Raw genomic sequence first — 20,593 nt, forward strand, 5'->3', positions numbered from 1 at the left:
TCAGAAAAATCCAACAACAAAGGCGCTCTCCGAGTTCCCTGCGACAGTATGAGCTGTATCAGGTTCGATGGGTATAATCTCAGCCCTGCCGTACAGGACACCCCAATCGGAATAAGGGACTACTAGTAACATATTAGAAAAAAAGCAATTTTTTTCTGCCCCCGCTTCTGGTCCTTACCTACCCAAAGACTCAGCCTATATACCTAAAAGAAATGCCAAGAAAAGGTTAGACCAGACAATCTATCAATGCCCTTACTCCATTAAATGGGCAACTACCTTTTAGCCCCTAAATCTAGCCTTTATCTGCTCCCAGGCCTCTCTTTCTCAAGCAGGGCGTTCCATCGGCAATAGATTGTCAGCACAACCCTTTAAATTAATAGAATATTCCACAGCTTCTAGGCGGACCATGCTTAAACCCTGACACTATTTATTAGCATGTTAACCTCTCTTTAAGAACCTGCCACTGACAAATCCTGCCTCTGTTTTTAATCTTTGTCATGAGTTCTGTCTGAGATAAAGATGCCCTTGGTAATGAAGAGTAGATTTGCTAAAATAAGTGCAACAAACTAACAACCAGGCATGAAAACCACGGCAACCATTACAGACAAGAACACCAAATGGAGACAGAGAGATTGTGTTATTTCGCCACTTATCTCCTCTCCAGAATTACAAAAAACAAGGAGGTATTTCGTCCAAACATTTGCCGATATATAACAAGAGAAAAGAAAGTAGATGAAACGAAAACCCCCAATAGAACAGACAAGAAAAAGGACGGACGAGAGATTTTTTTCACTTAATTCAACACCAAGAAAGGGATCGTGATGCCAAAACGTTGACTATGGTAGAATGTGGTTTTTTTAATGTTCTGATATGGCTACATGTCTTGCCGTTTTTGCGGTGGTACTGACGAGGTAAGACGGCACGGCAAGGACAGTAATGGAAATCAAAGATTTCGGTGTTCAGATTGCAAGCGAACCTTCCAGCTAGAGTACCCTTATGTAGCCGATCGGCATGAAAGATATAGTCCTGGCAATGCTGGTATACGTGATACTGCAAGAGTTCTTAAAGTGGGCTGCATGGGTCTTACCCGTTTTAGAAAACTCAATCCAAGACAAGTAACTAGGTTCACAGATAAAGTTAAAGACATAGAACTGATTTGTGATGTCACCATGGGCATTTGTTAAAGATAAGAAAAATCAAAGGTGGCTCTGGTACGCGTGGGAACCACCCTAGGCGATCATCGCCCATGCTTTCGACAAGAGAAATACCGAAGCATTCAAGTTACTTCTGGGATTGTCAGCACCTTACTATATAAGATTTTTCTGCACTGACAATTTTACTAAACAACAATTTGGCAACACGACCCTCTGCTACTTAACCTGGTACGAACTTTTTGCATCCAACATTATTCAACAAAACAATTCAGAACAGTGCCTGCATTAAAAAATAACACTCTGAAAAGTAGCCTAGAACCTCCAGGAAAATCCAATTATCGGCCCAGACTGTGAAACGTCATACAAAAAATCATCCTTTTGATAATCAACATCTAAATAGCGATATCCAATCGTGGTAGAAAAAGTTTCAGTCCAAGCATAGCCCAAATTGAGAGTTGCGTCCCACATAAAGTCTGATTCTACCCCAAAGCCACCAATTAGAAAATTTCCGATGAGAAAAAAATTCGAATCACCGAGCACGGTCAAACCTTTCAGACCCAGAATGGGATCAACCCACTCTTCTCTATTACTAAAGCATTTCGGCCCATGCGTCCCTCCTGTAAGAGTAAGACCCGACTCAACAGACCAGTATCTTATCCCTGCCAGCAGATCAAGAAACTCTTTATCAGCCTCAAAGAGACGATAAAAGGCAGCGGTTGAAACCATCCACGTTTTTGTTGTTGAACTAACTTGGGAAAAATAGGAACTAGATAACGGCTCCTCGGATTCAATATCTATATAGGAAATATCCAGCACGACCCCAACACGACCCTGACGAACCTCACCAACAAGCATGAGGGCACCGTTAAGATTGTCTAAGACATCATCATAAAAATCAATATCAATATCCGCAGGCGGAAGCTCTGGCAAAGTCGCCACGGTTCCCCGTTGTCCTGCCAACCATGAATAGGGTGTTAAGTGAAAGATCCATTGATCTTTTTCTTCAGTTGCAGAGTAGGCAGGTAAGGAGAAACTTTGCAAAAAGCATAAACAACAGAGTATTGATAGAAATAGTTGCCGCATTGAATTCATAATTGCCCCTTTGAAATATTTTCTATATGCCCAAAAGCCATGTCTCAAACTGAAAAAATCAAATAATTAATATGCCAATACAACGGTTTACGCCTAGACTATTTTGCTAACACAAAATTTGCCTGAAGACAAAAACGAAGTCCCTCAGGGCCCGCCTCTGGGGTAACCAGCAGTCTACCCCAGCTAACAAGTTTTGAGACGGCCACATTTATTGGCACTGACCAACTGTCCTATTTCCAGTTATAGTTAATTTGAATTGGCAGCGTAATGAGATCCGCTATAGGGTTCGATAATTCCTGGGCTAGATCGGCATCATTCATCTGCCCCTTTCTTATTCTGATAGATTTGCATGCTTGACATTTATGGCCACCACTTTCCATACCAAAGATAACAATATCAAACATATGCATTGTTTCAAAAAACATTTTTCTTTTCAAACTATTGGTGAGTGAAGATAGACCCTCGAAGATTTGTGATGGACAAAGGAAAAGCAGAACGACGACTAAGGAATTGTTGTGGCAGGATGACAGACAAATGCTGAAATTTACGGTAGATGTATCATGGCTATCTAAGGCGTGCGAAGTGCTGAGATCCTTGAAAACCCTGGGGGAGATAAAGACAGTCGAAATGTGAGCCACAGGATCATATTAGCCAAGCCCCTTGCCACTTTAAAGTGCACCTAGCCCTTGCCCTTAAATCTGGCCTTTATATGCTGCCAGGCCTCTTTACCCAAGAGGGCAATACCAGAAAAGAATGCAACTTCGGCAGAAATTATCAAAACAGTTGTAGACTCAGCCATATGGACTGTGCTTATCTCTAAAAAGGGCAGGAGTAAAATGACAGCCCATAACAAAAAAGAGAGCATAATAAATGTATATCCTATAATTTTCTTCATTCCCCCCCATCATTTTTATAAAAATTGAAGTTTGCAAGCAGCACATATTACCAACAAAGACAAGATTACTGCTTGCAAAGAGATGAGACAGGTTTAAATAGGATGCCTATGCCTCCACCTAAAGCCAGATGACTATACCCTATCCCTGACTGGGGGCAAAATAGGTACATCCCTGATTGTCTGTCTCCATGACCCGGACAGAGTAAAGAGAGTATCTCTTATGCTCCAGAACCGGGGCAAGGATATCAAAGATAAAGATGGCAATATGCTCCGAAGAGGGGTTCTTCTCTTTAAAGTAGGGCAAATTATTGAGATCCCTATGGTCAAGGAGCTCTATTACCTCTTTGGTCTTTTTTTTCAAAACGGTAAAGTCAAGTCCCATTCCACATTCGTCAAGCCCCCGTTGCCCGGGCCGTAACCTTTACCTTCCAGTTGTGTCCATGGGGATGTTCACAGTCTCCGGGATAATCACGTAGATGATGAGCTCCTGAAAAGTGGGTCTTTATAAAAATTTCAAACATTGTATAAACCTCGTAGGCTCCGTACATAGTCGGAGCTCTTTACCTGCAGGGCACCTTGAAAAAGCCATCTCTTCAAATTTCAGCCTAATAAAAAATTTATCCTCGAAATATTAAACATATGTCTGTGGTAAATCTTTTATTCTGCCTAGATCTTTATTGAAATGCCCCATTCAAACTACCCTGTAATAAATAAAAAATAGCCAAATAGCTCTGCTCGATACTTTCATCATAGCAGAAGTTAAACAAAATGAGAACGATGAGATGAACAGAAGTGGACAAAGAGATAAGAGAGAGGAGAGCCCAGAAGAATTCAGCCACGACACTCTCTTTAGCGGCGAACTCTCCTGCAGACAACATAGAGAGGGCTATCGTTTTTCTCTTGATGCGGTACTTGCGGCCCATTTTCTTCCCCCCCGTAAACAGGCCCGCATCATTGATCTTGGCTCAGGCAGTGGCATTATTGCCCTAATCATGGCCTATAGGTGGAGGAATTTGGGGGTGCACATTACCGGTTTTGAGAGACAGCAGAGCCTTATCAGCCTGGCTAAGGGTAATATTGAGTTGAATGGTTACGATGAAATCTGTACCATCAAAGAGGGAGATGTTCGCCATATCCTGCAACACCTCCCCCCAGAATCCTTTGAGCAGCTGGTGTCCAATCCACCCTTTTTCCCCCTTGGCTCAGGACGGCCAAGCCAAAACAGAGAGGCTTATCAGGCCAGGCACCAGGTTGCCGGGGGCATTGAGGATTTTTTATATGCAGCCTCAAAGGTATTGGCCAATAAAGGCCATGCCGTTTTTATCTATCCGGCAAATGGCCTCACCGATTTTTTGCTTGCGGCCAGAAAAAACAGATTAGAGCCTAAGCGAATTCAGTATATTTATGACTACCCGGAGGGAGAATCCGAGGCCCGCCTCTTTTTAATCCACTGTCAAAAAAATGGGGGTGCAGGTCTTAAAACAGAACGGCCCTTTTATGTTTACGAGAAGAAGAACGGTGCATACCATGAGTCGATGCAAAGACTCTATGAACCCTCTTCTCAGGAGGCTTCCTTTTAAATTCTTATCAGGCAGGTGACTTCGATGCATGCAAAGGTTTTAAGCTGTGCAGTAGTGGGAATTGATGGCCTTCCCATCGAAGTAGAGGTTGATATAGCCAAAGGAATACCGCAATTCTTCATTGTTGGCCTGCCCGACAACGCCGTCCGGGAAAGCCGTGACCGGGTAAAGCCAGCCATTAAGAACTGTGGTTATTACTTTCCTAATCGAAGAATTACGGTCAATCTTGCTCCAGCTTCGGTAAAAAAAGAGGGCGCCGGTTTTGATTTGGCCATTGCCATTGCCATTTTAATGGCCACGGATCTTATCTCTGTATCTGTTGCAGAGACCTGTGTTGTGGGAGAGTTGGCTCTTGATGGTAAGGTTCGCCCAGTCCGGGGGTGCCTGCCTCTAATCCTGGGCGCCGCCGCCTCCGGCTGTAAGAAGATTTTTATCCCTTTCGAAAACAGGGAAGAGGCGGGCATTGCCGCGGGAAAGATAGAGATCCTGCCAGTGAGTTCCCTGCCCGAGGTCGTTGAGAATCTGCTAGGGGTGAGACCGATTCAGGCCCTAAGGGCAAAAGACTATAGGGAAGGTACGCATCTGCCCCGCTATCATTTTGATTTTAGTGAAATACGAGGGCAGCTCCATGCCCGGCGGGCCCTGGAAATTGCAGCCAGCGGTAGCCATAATGTTCTGATGAAGGGTCCTCCGGGCTCCGGCAAGACCATGCTTGCCAGGCGACTTGCAACCATCTTGCCACCCATGAGTTTTGCTGAAATTGTTGAAACCACCAAAATTTTCAGCGTTGTCGATGTAAAAGGCGAGGGCCTCGGTATTCGCCCCTTTCGTGCCCCTCACCACACCATCTCCGATGCGGGCCTCATTGGCGGTGGAAATATTCCTCGCCCCGGTGAGGTCTCTCTTGCCCATAACGGGGTTCTCTTTCTCGATGAACTTCCTGAATTCAAAAGAAATGTCCTGGAGGCGCTTCGTCAACCGGTGGAAGACGGCGAAGTGACCATCTCCCGAGCCCAGATATCTCTCTCATTTCCTGCAAATTTCATGCTTGTCTGTGCCCTCAATCCCTGTAGCTGTGGCTTTTATGGAGATCCTCACCATGAGTGCAACTGCACGCCACAACAAATTCAGCGTTACATGGGCCGTGTTTCAGGTCCCCTACTTGACAGAATAGATATCCACATCGAGGTACCGGCCCTGAACTATCAGGAGATGAGTTCCGCCCAGCAGGGTGAGTCCTCGGCACCGATTGCTCAGCGGGTGGCAAGATGCCGCAGGCTTCAGCAGGCGCGTTTTGCCCACCTGGACCATATCCATAGCAACAGTCAGATGGGTGGCAAAGAGATAGAAGAATTTTGCCAAATTGACCGCGACTCATCCCTGCTTCTGGAGAGGAGTGTGAAAAAGCTCGGCCTCTCAGCCCGGGCCTATCATCGCATCTTAAAGATTGCCCGCACCATTGCCGATATGGAGCTTGCCCCCTCCATAGAGAGGCCACATATTGCCGAGGCCGTGCAGTTCCGGCGTTAAGGGAGAAGAAGAGACAGAGCAGGCCATCTCCACCGGCTTACTCAATCGCTACCGCCCTCTCCCATCTTTTGCTACTTGAGTTACAGAGTTGTTTTCCAAACAGTTAAGCTAAGGCTCTCTTTCTCCGTCTCCTCCTATCCACCCTGTAAAAACAGGGAATAGCCCAGACAGAGATAGCCTTTACCGGCTGTTTTTGCTATGTATACAGCTCGTATCAGATATTATATTATCGAGGACTTAGTGGTGATTGAGTCTTGAATCGCCATAAAACCTTAAATTTTTCAAAGAGAGATTTTTATGCAAACAATGGTTAAGGAATTAAAATTACTTCTTCCCTTTAAAGAGACAACAGAAGTTGGTGATATTATCCTTATTGTAGCCAAGGAGCCACAGATCCTGCAGTATGCGGTGGTAACGGGTATAGACCGGGATGATAGCCGTAAGGATGAGTGGTGGCATGTTCATTTCTCCTTTCTTTCCATCCCCCTGCAAAAGGCCAGTTGGACATTACGCACAGACCAGATGACGGGACAAGAGATCTTTACCATGGGAGGCGAAGAGAGATTTGTTCAAGCGGTTGACGTCCATGAACCGGAACAGTCCACAAAACTTAACGGCTCCTCCCAAGGTGGAAGCGAAAAAAAACCTGCCCCCAAGAAGGGCGGCTTGAGACGGATAAAATAATATGCGAGAGCTTGATATCATCGGCAAGATACAACAGCATCTTACCGCCTATAATGAAAAAGTTATCTGTGGCATCGGTGATGATTGTGCCGTTTTTTCAGGAGATAATGGCCGCCCCTGGCTAATCACCACCGACACCTTGGTGGAGGGGCATCACTTTGATTTAAGCTGGCATCCAGCCTATGAGTTGGGCTGTAAGGCAATGGCTGTTAATATAAGTGATATTGCTGCCATGGGTGGCCTGCCTGTGCATGCCACCATCTCTCTTACCTTTACCAAAGACACAGAAGAGGCTTGGCTGGATGAATTCATCAGAGGTCTTGCCTATATGCACCACAGATACAATATCAACCTGATAGGCGGGGATACGGTGGCCGGGGAACGTCTAAGTATTACCGTTACCCTGCTTGGACAAGCCCACAAAGAGCCTGTTTATCGACATGGAGCCATGCCGGGTGATATTATCTATGTTGGTGGCCCACTAGGATCAGCTGCCGCCGGACTTTTTCTCTTTCAAAATCACCGGGATGAAATCGAGACGCTTAAGGATGAGTATGCCTCTCTCTTGCGTCATCACCTTGCCCCCATGCCTCAGGTAGAACTTGGCAGGGCCCTGGCCGACAGTGACTACATAGGGGCCATGCAGGATATTTCCGATGGACTTGCCACGGATCTCGCCCATATAGCCAAAAAAAGCGCGGTACAGGCCGTGGTCTTTGAGGATAAGATTCCGGTTCTACCAGAGTTTACAAGGCTCTGCAAAAGGTACCAACTTACAGCAACAGAGTTGGCTCTAGGGGGAGGAGATGATTATTTACTTCTCTTTACCGTACGAGCAGGAAGGGAAAAAGAAGTTGAGCGACTGGCAAGATCGGTACAGGCAATGGCTTATCCCATTGGCCTTATCACTGAAGGCAGCGGGGTTATGCTTAAGGGCCCAACGGGAAATTTGACTGATATAAGCTTTAGAGGATTCGAGCATGAGTAAGCCTGTTCTGGCTTACCCATACCTCTTTATACGTATTCTGTAGCCACGAAATTGATTAACAGGCTCTCTCTGTCAGGGGTAAGTTGCCGACACTTCACCCCTGACATATTAAACATCTTTTTTGATGCCCGAACCTGATCGGTATCCTTATATTTATCAGAGAGATAGATAACCTCTTTAATCCCAGACTGAATAATAACCTTGGTACACTCGTTGCAGGGAAAAAGGGCAACATAGATCTTGCAGTCCATCAGATCCCTTGAGCTTGAGTTTAACACGGCGTTCAGCTCTGCGTGGCAGACATAGGGGTATTTGGTTTCAAGAAAATCCCCCTCACGACCCCAAGGAAGATCATCGTCATCGCAACCCAGCGGAAAGCCGTTATAGCCAACCCCGACAATCTTATTTGCCTTATTGGCAATACAGGCACCCACCTGGGTAGATGGATCCTTGCTCCGTTGAGCAGAGAGAATCGCTACCGCCATAAAGTACTCATCCCAAGAGAGATAACCTTTTCTTTTCATTTTACCTCAGCTCTCTTTTTAAATTCTTTTCTCAGTCTACGCCAATTATTGATCCCCAACAGGGTATCGGTGAATGTTCTTATTGTCTCAAAGTAGAGCTTTCCACCCACTTCAATCATGGTGTTATGCTCAGCACCGGGAATAACATGAAATTGCTTACCTCGGGCCCCGCAAAATGACTGAAGATTTTCTGCCTCAGCCGCAGGAATAAGAGTGTCCCGAGAACCGTGAAAAATCATGGTAGGTCGCTTTACATCTACAATTTTCTGACAATTTCTAAAACAATCCTCTTCGGTCAATCCACTTGCCTCAACATCAATACCCAGATTTATAGCAAGGGGCAGGGTATTGGCAAAGCCACTTTCAATGATAAGGGCCTTTATTACTGCATCGCGTTCCTTGGCAACCTCAATAGCAGGAGCAGAGCCAAGGGAACGACCCATGACGATAATGGGTGCTGTGTAACCATTTTCCTTAAGCCACAGGCTTGCCTTGTCATAGAGGAGAACGGCATCGGCAAACATATTTGTTACCGTTGGCTCACCGTCACTCCAGCCATAACCACGGTAGCTGGTCATAAAGAGGTTAAGACCATGCGAGGTATAGACCTGAGCTATTTCATCATAGTAGGAAACGGACTCTGCATTACCATGGAAGAAAAAGATATTAGGCGCATCAAGGGCGGCTGCATAAAATCGGCAACTGATATTTATGCCAGCCTCTACTTCGATGTCAACATCGGTGGCGTTGAGTGGCGGGGTGTTTCGTGCCTCGCGAACGGGATGGAATATATGGGACAGGGCCTCTGGTTGATCAAGTTTGCTATATGTCATAGTTGCTCTTTCTCTTTTATAAATAATAAAAAATAATCTGCCAAACTTTAGCTTATGGGTTCACGAGGCACAAGATAACACTAATCTTGCTTGGAGTCATCCGCTTCAAGCACCTTTGACCAATAGGTAGCAAGCTCTGCAGGTTCTGGCTTAGGCTGTTTGGCAATCATCTTAAAGGTTTTGCCCATGATCTTCTGCAGAAGATCGTCAAAATCTTTAAGAAGAGCTTTTTGCTGATCAGCCTTTGCCGCCCGGATTGTGTTCTGCAGTTGCAGGAGTTTGTCGTGGTCTTTTTTTGCACAGTGCTCAGCAAAAATTTCTTCAAAGATTGCATTACGAAGGGCAGGCAGGGATCCACTGAAGTCCTGAGTAAACTCACGGAGGTTCTTATTCATCCTCTTCAGCTCACCCTCTTCAATCACACACTCTTCACCATAAACTTCACCGTAGGAGGTGGCCATTTTTTTAACGGCCTCCTGAATGAGAAACCAGTTTACCGTAGAACCGTGCAGAGCGCTCAAGATGACAAGGCTGGCGCCAATGGCAACGGGATGGGCAGGGCTCAGGCTCCCCGGGGTGACGGCCTGTTCACTTTCAAGTTGTATCTCATAGATTGAGCGAAACATATGTCCATAGCGATAGGCAAAAGCAGCATACTCCATTACTATCTTGTACTGTGATCGTCGAATGGTGCCGGCCCAATCTTCACAGGGAAGTAGTGAGGCATCTTCTTGGCGAAAGCTACCGCAGTGCGGACAGGGCCATTTGCTATAATCAGTATTGGCTGGCATAGGATTTCCTTTAGAGAAGAACGGAGATTTTGGGGATAAAAGGCAAAAAAAAAGGGTTCCAACTTTTTTCAAAGTTGGAACCCTTTATATAAATGGGGTGAGCGAGGGGACTCGAACCCCCGACTTCCTGGGTCACAACCAGGTGCTCTAACCAATTGAGCCACGCCCACCGCTTATTTTTTATTACGCGTTGTTCGCTGTTGCGAAGTGCGAGTCCTTTATACCTGTTTTAAAATTCTTTTGCAAGGGGTAAATGATACTTTTTTCTTTTTTTGTTCCTCTTTTTTCCATCGTACTTCTTGTGAAAAGAGTTATTTACCCGTTCTTGCGCAGAGAACAATCTCTAGGAGAATTCGTGACCACAGTGCATACATTTCTTAGCCTGCGCTTTTATTATCTCAGAGCACTCCGGACATTCCTTTTTAAAGTTTGCCTGAAGGATTCTACTGATAATTAAATTGGACTTTTGCTCAAAGGAAGGATCACGGAAGGTATGATTACGAATGGGATCAACGCAGGCAACGTCATTGAGCTGGGCAAGCTTGACCAGCGACGTCTCACGACTCTCGCGTTTGGCCGATTCATCGAGAAGAAGGGTGAGGACAGCCTGCAGGTTATTATCCTCGATACAGGTCTCAAGGGCGACCGTGGCCTTTTTTTCTGCCTGATACCTGCTGTTCTGGCCTATGATGGCATCTTTATCAACAATACTTCCCTTAAAGGCATCCTTATTGCCCACCATCATCACATTACTCTCTGTACTGCCCGGAAGCTCCATATATCTATAGGAGGCATGGCGGCCATACTTCGTTTCAATATGATGCCAACCCTTAAGAAAAAGAGGGCAGTAATCATTCAAACAAATAAACAGTACCTCAGAGCCCCAACCCAAACCATCACCTACATGCACTTGGGGCGCCTCGCAGGCAATCATTTCTGCTTTACAGTGAGGGCATATTTTTACTTCATCAAAAACGCTTAATTCTGGGCATCCCATAATAATGTTACTCCTCTGATAAAATATAAATTTAAACCTGCCCGCTCTGAGCCAGAGGGACAAGTTCTAATGTGTATACTGTCTCTGCTCTTCACCTTCCTTCTAATAAAACTATTTTCTCAGAACAAAATCAGACAATGAGATCATCTCAAAATCCAGGGTTGGCAAGTATCTCATCTACAGCCTTTGCCTGGCGCATCTTGGTCTCCAGAAACTCTCTGTCCATGGCCGCGGCACTGACATCCATTATTTCCGCCAACTCACCAATTTTGCCCTGCTCCGCCAGAGTAGATATTTTTTCCAGGTTTTCCTTAAAGCTCTCGACAATCTTCCATCCCTCGCCCTTCGTGGCCATAATCTCGGCATAGGTACGTGAATTTTGATTGTGAATACGGGCCATGGCCAGGATGCCATAGATTGAGGTCAGGGTGGAGTGACTTTCAATCTCTTCCCGGCCAATACCGTGTTCATGCAGGGTCATGGCAATAGCAATGGAGATTGCCGTGGGCAATTTCTGGCCCAGGCCCATGAGCAGATCGTGTTGAGACTCTGTATCATGATGAATGTCCGCCCCATGCTTATACAGAAAGGCCTCAAATTCACTACTGAAGCTACCACTGCGAACGGTACGTACCACATTAACGTTTTTATCCTTCATGGTCAGGGCCTGTGGCCCCCAGAGATTGTGGACAAACATCACCTCAACTCCCGGCGATGTTGCCTCCATGGCTGCGGCAATATTACGTTCGGACTCCCCTGCCAGAATAATCATGGCCTGGCCGTCCCGAAGGAGAGGGCCGTACTGTTTGATAGTTGAGGCCGTTACCGAAATAGGAACGCAGACCATAACAACATCCACCTTGGCAATCATCTCCCTAGGGGTAAGAGGAGTGCTTCTGCCAGTGACAAATGTTTCATATCCCTCATTGCCCAGTCTATCGGCAAACCATCTACTCATCGCTCCTGAACCGATAAAGCCAAAGGAGTGGATGTTCTTCACCCGCATATCAACCCGGGGAAAAGAGCCCAAAAGACGAAAGGCCCCCTCCTCCTGAATAATTTTGTTTTCCAGAACGGCAAGGGCACCCTGAAGATTGGGGCTATCCATATGCCCTTCAAGCTCCAGATAGATACGCAGTTTCTGGGTCTTGATATCATTTTCTGACTGAAGATCTAAGATATTGATTCCTCTTCTGGTAAACTCACCCAGTATATCAGAGAGAATTCCAACCCGGTCACGAAGAGGTTTGGTGATAAAGGCCGTGGCGTCATAACCCGTAGCTAGGGCAATATCTTTACCAATAACGGCATAACGGGTCTTGTTATGGGGGACTAACTCGCGAATCATGAGGTCTAAGCCATGCTCTCTTATGAACTCTTCGGACTCAATGATAGCATACTGATCCCGCTCCTCCGCCCTGATATCCTCTATGGCCATGCCAATATCTGCCACAGCCATCCGTGTTACCTCGGGAAACCTCTCATTAATATATTGGTGACACTGACGGAAAACTGAATCAGTACTGATGATGATCTTAATCTGGCCAGGTGTTTTGCTAAGGCGCCCAAGGGAGAGATTGATAGGAAGAATAATATTATCGATCCAAGACCCACAGCCCATTTTTTCAACGAGGTGCCTATTTTTCTTTATCTCTCCTTCCCGGGTATTATAGACAGGAAGAACAATATAGTCGGCATCGCCATTAACAAAGGCCTGCTGAAGAGCCGTTACCTGTTGATATTCTACTATCCGGGCGCTAGGAGAGTAGAGACTGGCAGCTCGATGGCTGTTGGAAAATATTGGACCGAGGATTGCAATAACAGGCATAATCTATCTCTTACGTTTTTTGTTTGAGCAAGGGGTGAAAACAACAGCGTCAAGATAATCTTTCTCTCCTCTATGCTAGCCTCTAGCATAAAAAGAGATATTTAGACTAGCCCTTCTCCCCGGCTAAAGCAACCATTTAGAAATTTGCCCCCAGGCCATAGCCTATCCCATACACGCCCTCCCCTCTCTTAGGATAGCGCCAAGCCCCCAAGGCTGCATTGAAATTCAGTCCTCAACCGATAACTATTTAAGATAAATGGGCAAACAGCCCTAGACCTGAGTCACCAACAAAAAACAAAAAAAAACGCCCTCTGTTCTTTAGAACAGGGGGCGTTTCATAACTAGTGAGACAGGGCTGCGACTATTTTTGAGGCCAAAGAAGGGTCTTATATATCCAACCAACTGATCCCTGACTATGTTTAACCTTAACCCAACCATCTTTGACTGTAATTCTGGTCAGGACAACACCACGCTCAACTTCGGCAATAACGGGACTGTTCTTACCGGGACCTGATCGCATATTGCCAGTTTTTTTAACATTAACAATAACGGTATCATTTTTTCTTACCAGAGGGGCATAAACCCAACCCCGGTCTTTTTCGTAGTCAACAACCTCATACCAATCATTTTTTTTATTTACAACCCGCAGAGGCCACCCCTCAAAAAGCTCCATAACAATCTCTTCTTTGGTAGTAGGACCCTTACGGATGTTAACCCCATCCTTGGCAATTGTCACAAATTGAGCAGCCTGACAGGAAAGAGAGAACAACAGAAAAAATAGTGCTAACGACAGGATAACAGTACGTTTAGTTTTAGCTATTGGTCTAGACATATTTTTTATTTTGTAATAGTAAAATTATTGCTATAAAAGTTGATTGCCATACCATAAAATTGACGATTAAGCATCATATTCTATTGCAAAGCAACATTCTCTAAGGCCTTGAAACTATAAAAGCTATAGCATTTCTATGACAATAAGTCAAATAGCTCTGTTTTCGACAAATAATCACCCCGGAATCTCCTCAGCGGACAGTCCACCCCTCTCTTAGCACATGCCAATGAGCTAAGGCATAGGAGAGAAACCATCTACTAAGCCATAAAGACCTCTTACAGCCTAGCAAAAAAGAAAGGTACTTGTCAAACGGGGAGGAGCACAATCTCTAAAACGGCGCAAGTGACACTATTCAGCAGATGGTGGAGCAACTGACAGTCGCCTCTCACCAGGGGCAACCCGAACAGTGCTACCCAGCAAAAGGGGGTGATTATCCATGATATGTCCCGAACGAATACCTGCCAGAACAGGGATATTACGCTTGCCAACAATTTCCAGCAGCCGAGACCATACCATCTCCCTATGGCGCATTTTCTCCATTGAAGACTCATGTCCACTTACAGAAAAATCACCGAGGAGAATCCCGGCAACATCTTTGAATTTGCCTGCATAGGCAAGTTGGGTCAACATTCTATCAATCCGATAAATGGGCTCACCCACGTCCTCTAAAAAGACAAACTTATCTTTCCAGCTTATGTCAAAGGGAGTGCCCAGGACAGTGCTTAGGGAGGTGAGATTGCCGCCGACAAGTGTACCCGTACCGCCTGCCTCCCCGTGCAGTAGTTCCAGGTCACGCTCACAGAGCATCTGCTGAAGATCTCCCGTGAGCATTGCCTGAAGAGCTCGCACGGAGCTGCGAGATGCAGTTGCCAGAGAGGTGACAACGGGTCCATGAATTGCTGGCAGACCGATCCTGTCGAGGAGGTAGTTTTGCAGAAGACTGATGTCTGAAAAGCCTAAAAGATATTTGGGTGTTTTCTTTATCTCTTTCAGCTCAAGAAATTCGAGCATGCGAAGTACGCCATAGCCACCCCGCATACAGATAAGCGCCTGCACCTCTTCATCTGCCCACATCTTATGAAATTCCAGGGCTCGATTCTCGTCGGTATCTGCCAGGTAATCACTACCGGGCCAGAGCTTACGAGGGAAACGGAGACGATAACCAAATCCTTCGAGTATATGCAGCCCCTTGTAAAAGGCATCGCTGTTGCTAAGCCGGCCAGAGGGAGCAATGACACCAATGGTATCGCCTGGTTCCAGTGCTTTTGGTTGAAGAAACATTTTGTCCTGTTTATTGTTTTTTCTTGAGGGCATGAAGAATAAGCTCCATGGCATCAAGGGTCAGAAGCTTATCTATATGTTCAATTGTGGTGGTAAAGGGTTCAATAAGATTTGCCATGCCGCCGGTGGCAATGACCTCTGCCCGGCGCTTTCCACCAAGCATCTCCTTCTGAATACCTTCAACAATACCGTCAACCATTGCCCCATAACCATAGAGAATTCCGCTTTGCATAGCATGAACGGTGTTCTTGCCTATAAGAGAGGAAGGAACGTCGCGCACATCAACCATGGGTAGTTTTGCCGTTCTTGTGGCCAAGGCATCAAGGGAAATGGCAATGCCAGGAAGAATAACCCCGCCAATATAGACACAATCCGAGGTAACACAGTCAAAGGTGATTGCAGTGCCAAAATCAATGACAATAAGATCCGTTTTCCTTGTATGCCAGGCACCATAGGCATTAACAAGACGATCAATACCCACCTCATGTGGATTGTCTGTCTCCACCCGAACCAAGGGGGCAAGTTTTGTCACAGAGAGATCCATTACAGGTTGGTTCAAGTGCTTGCCAAAATGCCTCTCGCAGCAACGAATCCAGGCTGAAGAGAGGGTGGGTACCACACTTGCCAGAACTATATCTGTGATTTGCCGGGGATCGATGCCCTCCATAATAAATAGGCCATGATAACGAATAGCAAGTTCATCAGAAGTTCTGTCCCTGTCCGTTTTCAATCGCCAATGACCAATTAATTTTCCATGGTCGTATAATCCTGTTACTGTATGTGAGTTACCAACATCTATAACTAAAATCATAAAAAATCCTTCAAAACAAAAAGCTGTCTCCAGGGGAGACGGATAAATAATTACGTGAACAGCTACCAACAGCGTTTTATGTAGATCTTCTCTTTGCAAACGGAACACGACTGGCGTATAACGTGCATGCTACTTTTTTGCCATACTGATCACGATATGTAAAGCTACTATCCTGTAGAGGACGCGCTAACATAGTATAGTATTTTAAAAATGGAAATAGAGGATAGGACAAAAAAGGGTTATTATCATGAGCGAAAGACCGGAGCAGAACAGAAAAAAAGAGTCCACGCCTGATTTGTTATTAAAAACGCCTTAAAATTACAGCAAACCTTGACGCTGTCCAAAAAAAATCCCGCTCAGACAAGGCCTACTATGGGAAAAGCAATAAAACCGATGAGCAAGATCATAGGGTGGTTGAAGATCTGCAAGAAAAGATGCATCATAATGATATATCCAAGAGAGTTGCTTTTAACACTAATAATATTCTGATTAAGTAAGCGAGGTCTGTGATGCCTGAAGATAAACCTGTACAAAAAAAAAGCTGGAGGCAGCGGAAGATCGGTGAGTACCAATGTCACTGCTGTAAAGAAAAGAAACCATTTTGCTGGAGCTGTCCCTGTGGCTTTCAAATTTGCCCGGAATGCTTTGAGGAAAACAAGTGGGGTATGAGCAATGGCCCGACATGGATCTGCCCGGACTGTGAAAGAATTCGAATGATGTAGAAGCAAAACGGTAGCCAGTGGTTGCGGATTTTTGCTAAATATAATACAATGCCTATCCCGATCGATTCCCCCATAAAACCTCATGTACTTTATAAACTATGACATCAACACCTTCTAATTACGACGAAAGCAAGATCAAAACACTCAGCTCACTGGAGCATATCAGGAAGCGCCCTGGGATGTATATTGGCCGCCTTGGTAATGGCTCTCACCAGGACGATGGTATCTATATTCTCCTCAAGGAGGTAGTGGATAACGCTGTTGATGAGTTCATCATGGGTGCCGGTAAAAAAATTGATGTTGCAGTGAGCGAAGAGGGCCGGGTCCGGGTACGTGATTATGGTCGTGGAATTCCACTTGGTAAACTTGTAGACTGTGTTTCTGTCATCAATACGGGAGCTAAGTATAATACCGATGTTTTTCAATTTTCAGTAGGTCTCAATGGAGTTGGAACCAAGGCCGTCAATGCCCTCTCCGATGAGTTCACCGTAACAGCCTACCGTGATGGCAAGTATGCTTCGGCAACCTTTAGCCAGGGAAAGTTACAGCATAAGGAAGAGGGGGAAAGCGAGGAGAAGAATGGCACTCTGATTAATTTCTTACCTTCAAGAGATATGTTTCCTGAATTTTCCTATGACTCAGACTTTGTCTCTAGAAGAATGTGGCGCTATGCCTATCTTAATGCCGGCCTAAAGCTCTATTTTAATAAGTCTCTTTTTTATTCCAAAGAGGGCCTACGGGATCTGCTGGCCAAGGAGCTCAGTGACTCCAACCTCTATGAGCCGATCTATTATAAGGATGAGACCCTCGAATTTGCCTTTGCCCATACAGATTCTTTTAACGATAGTTACTATACCTTTGTTAACGGCACCTATACCAGTGAGGGTGGCACCCATCTCTCTGCCTTTCGCGAGGGTGTACTGAAGGGAGTCAATGAGTTTTCCGGCAAGAAATTCGTTAATACCGATGTGCGCGATGGCATTGTCGGCACCCTGGCTGTCAAGGTAAAAGAGCCTGTTTTCGAGTCTCAAACCAAGAACAAACTGGGCAATACCGAGGTCCGCTCCTGGATCGTAAATAAGGTGCGCGAGGCTGTCTCCAGTGAACTCTATAAACATAGTGACACCGCTGAGATTCTCCTCGATAAAATTCAGCGCAATGAAAAGGTGCGTAAAGAGCTGCAGAGCGTCCGTAAGGAGGCAAAGGCCCGGGCTAAAAAAGTCTCCCTGAAGATCCCCCAACTTAAGGACTGTAAATACCATCCCGCCAAAAATGCCCCCTCAGCGGCGGGCAGGGAGAATATGGTCTTTATCACCGAGGGACAATCAGCGGCAGGCTCCATTGTCTCCTCCCGTGACCCCCTGATACAGGCAGTATTTTCCATGAAAGGTAAGCCCCTTAACGTCCTGGGACATCAGCTGGCAACGCTCTATAAAAATGAAGAGATGTATGCGCTTATGCGTACCCTCAATATAGAGCACTCCATCAGTGACCTGCGTTTTGACAAGGTAATTATGGCAACGGATGCCGACGTCGATGGTCTGCATATTCGAAATCTACTCCTGACCTTTTTTCTCCATTACTTTGAGCCACTGGTTAAATTGGGCCATGTGTATATTCTTGAGACCCCCATTTTCCGAGTACGGAATAAGGCTGAGACCATCTACTGCTATTCGGAAAAAGAAAAAAATGCCGCCCAAAAAAAATTGGGCGGTCAGGGGAAGAAAAAACTCAATGTGGAGATGACCCGCTTTAAGGGACTTGGTGAGATTTCCCCCAAGGAGTTCAAACAGTTCATCGGTGATGATATTCGCCTGAAGAGTGTGACCTTGGACTCTATCAGTGAGGTTGCCAAGGTTCTCTCCTTTTATATGGGCAAGAATACCCCGGAGAGAAAGCAGTATATCATGGACAATCTGGTGGTAGATCCGGAGCAGTAGGCCATTAAAAAAACAGGTGAACCCGGAAGAGGGTTCATCATTATGAGAAAATTCAGTAAAAGATAGATAATATGGATAACGTGCCGGGCAAGTTGCACCAACTATTTGAATATAATTTTCTTGAATATACATCCTATGTTATTCGAGAACGTGCCATTCCTGCCATAGATGATGGGTTAAAACCCGTACAGAGACGGATCTTACAGACCCTCTTCAACATGGAGGACGGCAGGTTTCACAAGGTCGCCAACCTTGTCGGAGAGACAATGAAGCTGCATCCCCACGGTGATGCCTCTATCTTTTCCGCTCTGGTAAATCTTGCCAACAAGGGTTTTCTCATTGAGCGACAGGGAAATTTCGGCAACATCTTCACAGGCGATTCTGCATCCGCTCCTCGTTATATCGAGTGTCGGCTCTCACCTCTTGCCAAAGAGGTGCTCTTCAACAAAGACATTACAGAGTTCATTGACTCCTATGATGGTCGTATGGTTGAGCCGGTAACCCTGCCCGCCAAGCTCCCTCTTCTCCTCCTCCAGGGTGCTGAGGGTATTGCCGTTGGCATGGCCACCAAGATCATGCCCCATAATTTTTGTGAGCTTCTTCAGGCCCAAAAGGCTGTTTTACTAGATGAAGAGTTTACCCTCTATCCAGATTTCCCTCAGGGAGGCCTGGTGGATGTCAGCGGCTACGAAGATGGTAATGGCAAGATCAAATGCCGGGCACGCATCCGTGAGCTTAATGAAAAGACCATCATCATTGATGAGATCCCCTATAGCACCACCACCCAGTCCCTCACCGACTCCATTGAAAAAGCGGCTAAGGCAGGGAAAATAAAAATTATCTCAATCAATGACTATACCGCCGAAAAGGTGGAGATAGAGATCAAGGTGGCCCGAGGAATTTATGCCAAGGACACCATAAAGGCCCTCTATGCCTTTACCGACTGCGAAGTACCTATTTCGCCTAATCTCACCCTGATTAAAGGCAAAACCCCTGCCACTAGCAGTGTCCGTGAGGTCATCGAGTATAATACCCTTAAACTCAAGGCTGATTTAACAAAAGAGCTGGAGATCAATCTGGCCCGCCTTGAAGAAAAACTCCATGCCCGTCTTCTTGAACAGATCTTCATAGAGCAGAGACTTTATAAGAACATTGAAGAGGAGACCAGCTATGAATCGATCATGGCCAGTGTTGACACAGCCCTGATTCCCTTCCGTTCAGAACTTTTCCGCGATGTAACGGAGGAGGATGTTACCAGGCTACTGGAGATACGCATCAAACGAATATCCCGTTTTGACATTAACAAACAGGACAAAGAAATTCGGGCCATCCGCAAGGATATTAAGGCAATTAAGATCTCTCTTAAGGATATGGTTGCCTTTACCATTGCAAGTATCGATAAGTTGCTCGCTAAGTATGGGGAAAATTATCCGAGAAAGACAGAGATTAAACAGTTCAGCGAGGTTGTGGTACGCAAAATTGCCCTCTCTAATCTGACCGTTGGCTATAGTAGGGAAACGGGTTTTCTCGGTCATAGTGTCAAGGGTGAAGAGGAGGAGGACTTTTCTGTCACCTGTTCCGAATACGATAGGCTCTTTCTTATTTACTCAGACGGTCGTTATAAGGTTATTCCTGTGACCGATAAGGTCTTTGCCGGCACAGATCTTAAATATATTGGCATTGTTCCAAGCGAACAGGTCTTTAATATTGTCTACCGTGACGGCAATGAAAATTTTGCCTATGTGAAACGTTTTAATACCCCTAAGTTCATCCTCGAAAAAGAGTATCACCTCTTCCCCGAGCATAAACGATCAAAAATTCTCCTGATGAGTTTTGGTGAAGAAAAATACGCTCGGGTAAACGTGATGCCATCCGCTCGAGCCAAGACCAATACCTTTCATGTTGCCTTTGATGACTATCTAGTTAAAGGGGCCAGCGCTAAGGGGAAACGAGTTTCTCCTCGTGTTGTCCGCAGGGTTTTAACTGCAGGCCCGCCGACTGAGCCTAAAAAAACTACACAGAACCTCTCTCTGCTCACCGATGTGGAGAAGAGAGAAGAGTAAACGTTCATAAAAAATCCCCTGGATCTTCATCCTGGGGATTTTTTTTAC

19 protein-coding genes, 1 tRNA gene and 1 riboswitch are annotated in these 20,593 nt (G+C 45.6%); of the genes, 7 read left to right on the top strand and 13 right to left on the bottom strand.

All coding sequences use genetic code 11. The features are described 5' to 3' along the window. Nucleotides 1–17: 17 nt before the first annotated feature. Nucleotides 18–115: riboswitch (TPP riboswitch) on the bottom strand. 763 nt (nt 116–878) lie between these two features. Further along, nucleotides 879–1,184, top strand: coding sequence for a transposase (locus tag DP_RS19260; protein ID WP_011189502.1), 306 nt, complete (start codon nt 879–881; stop codon nt 1,182–1,184). 282 nt (nt 1,185–1,466) lie between these two features. Here DP_RS19260 and DP_RS11525 read toward each other — a convergent pair whose 3' ends face one another. From DP_RS11525 to DP_RS18835, 4 genes are all read right to left on the bottom strand, one after another. Continuing rightward, the gene (locus DP_RS11525; protein ID WP_049785088.1) at nt 1,467–2,246 is read right to left on the bottom strand and encodes a hypothetical protein; all 780 of its coding nucleotides are present in this window, start codon (nt 2,244–2,246) and stop codon (nt 1,467–1,469) included. Between the two features lie 679 nt (nt 2,247–2,925). Next, nucleotides 2,926–3,141, bottom strand: coding sequence for a transporter suffix domain-containing protein (locus DP_RS11535; protein ID WP_041277932.1), 216 nt, complete (start codon nt 3,139–3,141; stop codon nt 2,926–2,928). A gap of 139 nt (nt 3,142–3,280) precedes the next feature. Then, nucleotides 3,281–3,523: a 6-carboxytetrahydropterin synthase gene (locus tag DP_RS18830; RefSeq protein ID WP_011189506.1), complete on the bottom strand. Its 243-nt coding sequence runs from the start codon at nt 3,521–3,523 to the stop codon at nt 3,281–3,283. Between the two features lie 10 nt (nt 3,524–3,533). Then, on the bottom strand, nt 3,534–3,662 hold the full coding sequence (locus DP_RS18835) for a 6-pyruvoyl trahydropterin synthase family protein (RefSeq protein ID WP_265588558.1): 129 nt from the start codon (nt 3,660–3,662) through the stop codon (nt 3,534–3,536). 261 nt (nt 3,663–3,923) lie between these two features. On the opposite strand from DP_RS18835, the gene DP_RS11545 reads away from it, so the two are divergent. From DP_RS11545 to thiL, 4 genes are all read left to right on the top strand, one after another. Beyond that, entirely contained in the window at nt 3,924–4,721 is a 798-nt protein-coding gene (locus DP_RS11545) for a tRNA1(Val) (adenine(37)-N6)-methyltransferase (RefSeq protein ID WP_011189508.1), read from the top strand. Between the two features lie 24 nt (nt 4,722–4,745). After that, a complete protein-coding gene (locus DP_RS11550) occupies nt 4,746–6,251 on the top strand; it encodes a YifB family Mg chelatase-like AAA ATPase (RefSeq protein ID WP_011189509.1) in 1,506 nt (501 codons plus the stop codon). A 297-nt stretch (nt 6,252–6,548) separates the two neighbouring features. Further along, complete coding sequence (locus DP_RS11555) at nt 6,549–6,935, top strand: hypothetical protein (protein WP_011189510.1); 387 nt, start codon at nt 6,549–6,551, stop codon at nt 6,933–6,935. A 1-nt stretch (nt 6,936) separates the two neighbouring features. Next, nucleotides 6,937–7,923, top strand: a complete 987-nt coding sequence (gene thiL / locus DP_RS11560) for a thiamine-phosphate kinase (RefSeq protein ID WP_011189511.1) — start codon at nt 6,937–6,939, stop codon at nt 7,921–7,923. Between the two features lie 26 nt (nt 7,924–7,949). On the opposite strand, the gene DP_RS11565 is transcribed toward thiL, so the two are convergent. The 9 genes from DP_RS11565 to DP_RS11605 all read right to left on the bottom strand — a co-directional run bounded on the left by DP_RS11565 (nt 7,950) and on the right by DP_RS11605 (nt 15,820). Continuing rightward, nucleotides 7,950–8,447 (bottom strand): deoxycytidylate deaminase, encoded by a 498-nt coding sequence (locus tag DP_RS11565; protein ID WP_011189512.1) that lies wholly within the window; start codon nt 8,445–8,447, stop codon nt 7,950–7,952. Beyond that, nucleotides 8,444–9,280: an alpha/beta hydrolase gene (locus tag DP_RS11570; protein ID WP_011189513.1), complete on the bottom strand. Its 837-nt coding sequence runs from the start codon at nt 9,278–9,280 to the stop codon at nt 8,444–8,446. Before DP_RS11570 ends, DP_RS11565 begins: the two co-directional genes overlap by 4 nt. Nucleotides 9,281–9,360: 80 nt before the next feature. Continuing rightward, nucleotides 9,361–10,071: a hypothetical protein gene (locus DP_RS11575; protein ID WP_041277934.1), complete on the bottom strand. Its 711-nt coding sequence runs from the start codon at nt 10,069–10,071 to the stop codon at nt 9,361–9,363. A 93-nt stretch (nt 10,072–10,164) separates the two neighbouring features. After that, a tRNA-His gene (locus tag DP_RS11580) sits at nt 10,165–10,241 on the bottom strand. A 173-nt stretch (nt 10,242–10,414) separates the two neighbouring features. Beyond that, a complete protein-coding gene (locus DP_RS11585) occupies nt 10,415–11,068 on the bottom strand; it encodes a zinc ribbon domain-containing protein (protein WP_041277935.1) in 654 nt (217 codons plus the stop codon). Nucleotides 11,069–11,216: 148 nt separating this feature from the next. After that, nucleotides 11,217–12,896 (bottom strand): prephenate dehydratase domain-containing protein, encoded by a 1,680-nt coding sequence (locus DP_RS11590; protein ID WP_011189516.1) that lies wholly within the window; start codon nt 12,894–12,896, stop codon nt 11,217–11,219. A 361-nt stretch (nt 12,897–13,257) separates the two neighbouring features. Beyond that, the gene (locus DP_RS11595; protein ID WP_011189517.1) at nt 13,258–13,728 is read right to left on the bottom strand and encodes an SH3 domain-containing protein; all 471 of its coding nucleotides are present in this window, start codon (nt 13,726–13,728) and stop codon (nt 13,258–13,260) included. A 348-nt stretch (nt 13,729–14,076) separates the two neighbouring features. Further along, a complete protein-coding gene (locus DP_RS11600; RefSeq protein WP_041277936.1) occupies nt 14,077–15,009 on the bottom strand; it encodes a S66 peptidase family protein in 933 nt (310 codons plus the stop codon). A 10-nt stretch (nt 15,010–15,019) separates the two neighbouring features. Then, nucleotides 15,020–15,820 (bottom strand): type III pantothenate kinase, encoded by an 801-nt coding sequence (locus DP_RS11605; RefSeq protein ID WP_011189519.1) that lies wholly within the window; start codon nt 15,818–15,820, stop codon nt 15,020–15,022. Between the two features lie 820 nt (nt 15,821–16,640). Between DP_RS11605 and DP_RS11615 the strand changes: the two genes are divergently transcribed. Next, entirely contained in the window at nt 16,641–18,482 is a 1,842-nt protein-coding gene (locus DP_RS11615) for a DNA topoisomerase IV subunit B (RefSeq protein ID WP_011189521.1), read from the top strand. Between the two features lie 71 nt (nt 18,483–18,553). Next, nucleotides 18,554–20,545, top strand: a complete 1,992-nt coding sequence (locus DP_RS11620; protein WP_011189522.1) for a DNA topoisomerase IV subunit A — start codon at nt 18,554–18,556, stop codon at nt 20,543–20,545. The last annotated feature ends 48 nt before the right edge of the window (nt 20,546–20,593 follow it).

Source organism: Desulfotalea psychrophila LSv54 (assembly GCF_000025945.1).
In the GTDB taxonomy this organism is placed as follows: domain Bacteria; phylum Desulfobacterota; class Desulfobulbia; order Desulfobulbales; family Desulfocapsaceae; genus Desulfotalea; species Desulfotalea psychrophila.

Bases quoted from the DNA above. Each gene is read 5' to 3' on its own strand.
- DP_RS19260 (WP_011189502.1), top strand. From the start codon at position 879: ATGTCTTGCCGTTTTTGCGGTGGTACTGACGAGGTAAGACGGCACGGC.
- DP_RS11525 (WP_049785088.1), bottom strand. From the start codon at position 2,246: ATGAATTCAATGCGGCAACTATTTCTATCAATACTCTGTTGTTTATGC.
- DP_RS11535 (WP_041277932.1), bottom strand. From the start codon at position 3,141: ATGAAGAAAATTATAGGATATACATTTATTATGCTCTCTTTTTTGTTA.
- DP_RS18830 (WP_011189506.1), bottom strand. From the start codon at position 3,523: ATGGGACTTGACTTTACCGTTTTGAAAAAAAAGACCAAAGAGGTAATA.
- DP_RS18835 (WP_265588558.1), bottom strand. From the start codon at position 3,662: ATGTTTGAAATTTTTATAAAGACCCACTTTTCAGGAGCTCATCATCTA.
- DP_RS11545 (WP_011189508.1), top strand. From the start codon at position 3,924: ATGAACAGAAGTGGACAAAGAGATAAGAGAGAGGAGAGCCCAGAAGAA.
- DP_RS11550 (WP_011189509.1), top strand. From the start codon at position 4,746: ATGCATGCAAAGGTTTTAAGCTGTGCAGTAGTGGGAATTGATGGCCTT.
- DP_RS11555 (WP_011189510.1), top strand. From the start codon at position 6,549: ATGCAAACAATGGTTAAGGAATTAAAATTACTTCTTCCCTTTAAAGAG.
- thiL (WP_011189511.1), top strand. From the start codon at position 6,937: ATGCGAGAGCTTGATATCATCGGCAAGATACAACAGCATCTTACCGCC.
- DP_RS11565 (WP_011189512.1), bottom strand. From the start codon at position 8,447: ATGAAAAGAAAAGGTTATCTCTCTTGGGATGAGTACTTTATGGCGGTA.
- DP_RS11570 (WP_011189513.1), bottom strand. From the start codon at position 9,280: ATGACATATAGCAAACTTGATCAACCAGAGGCCCTGTCCCATATATTC.
- DP_RS11575 (WP_041277934.1), bottom strand. From the start codon at position 10,071: ATGCCAGCCAATACTGATTATAGCAAATGGCCCTGTCCGCACTGCGGT.
- DP_RS11585 (WP_041277935.1), bottom strand. From the start codon at position 11,068: ATGGGATGCCCAGAATTAAGCGTTTTTGATGAAGTAAAAATATGCCCT.
- DP_RS11590 (WP_011189516.1), bottom strand. From the start codon at position 12,896: ATGCCTGTTATTGCAATCCTCGGTCCAATATTTTCCAACAGCCATCGA.
- DP_RS11595 (WP_011189517.1), bottom strand. From the start codon at position 13,728: ATGTCTAGACCAATAGCTAAAACTAAACGTACTGTTATCCTGTCGTTA.
- DP_RS11600 (WP_041277936.1), bottom strand. From the start codon at position 15,009: ATGTTTCTTCAACCAAAAGCACTGGAACCAGGCGATACCATTGGTGTC.
- DP_RS11605 (WP_011189519.1), bottom strand. From the start codon at position 15,820: ATGATTTTAGTTATAGATGTTGGTAACTCACATACAGTAACAGGATTA.
- DP_RS11615 (WP_011189521.1), top strand. From the start codon at position 16,641: ATGACATCAACACCTTCTAATTACGACGAAAGCAAGATCAAAACACTC.
- DP_RS11620 (WP_011189522.1), top strand. From the start codon at position 18,554: ATGGATAACGTGCCGGGCAAGTTGCACCAACTATTTGAATATAATTTT.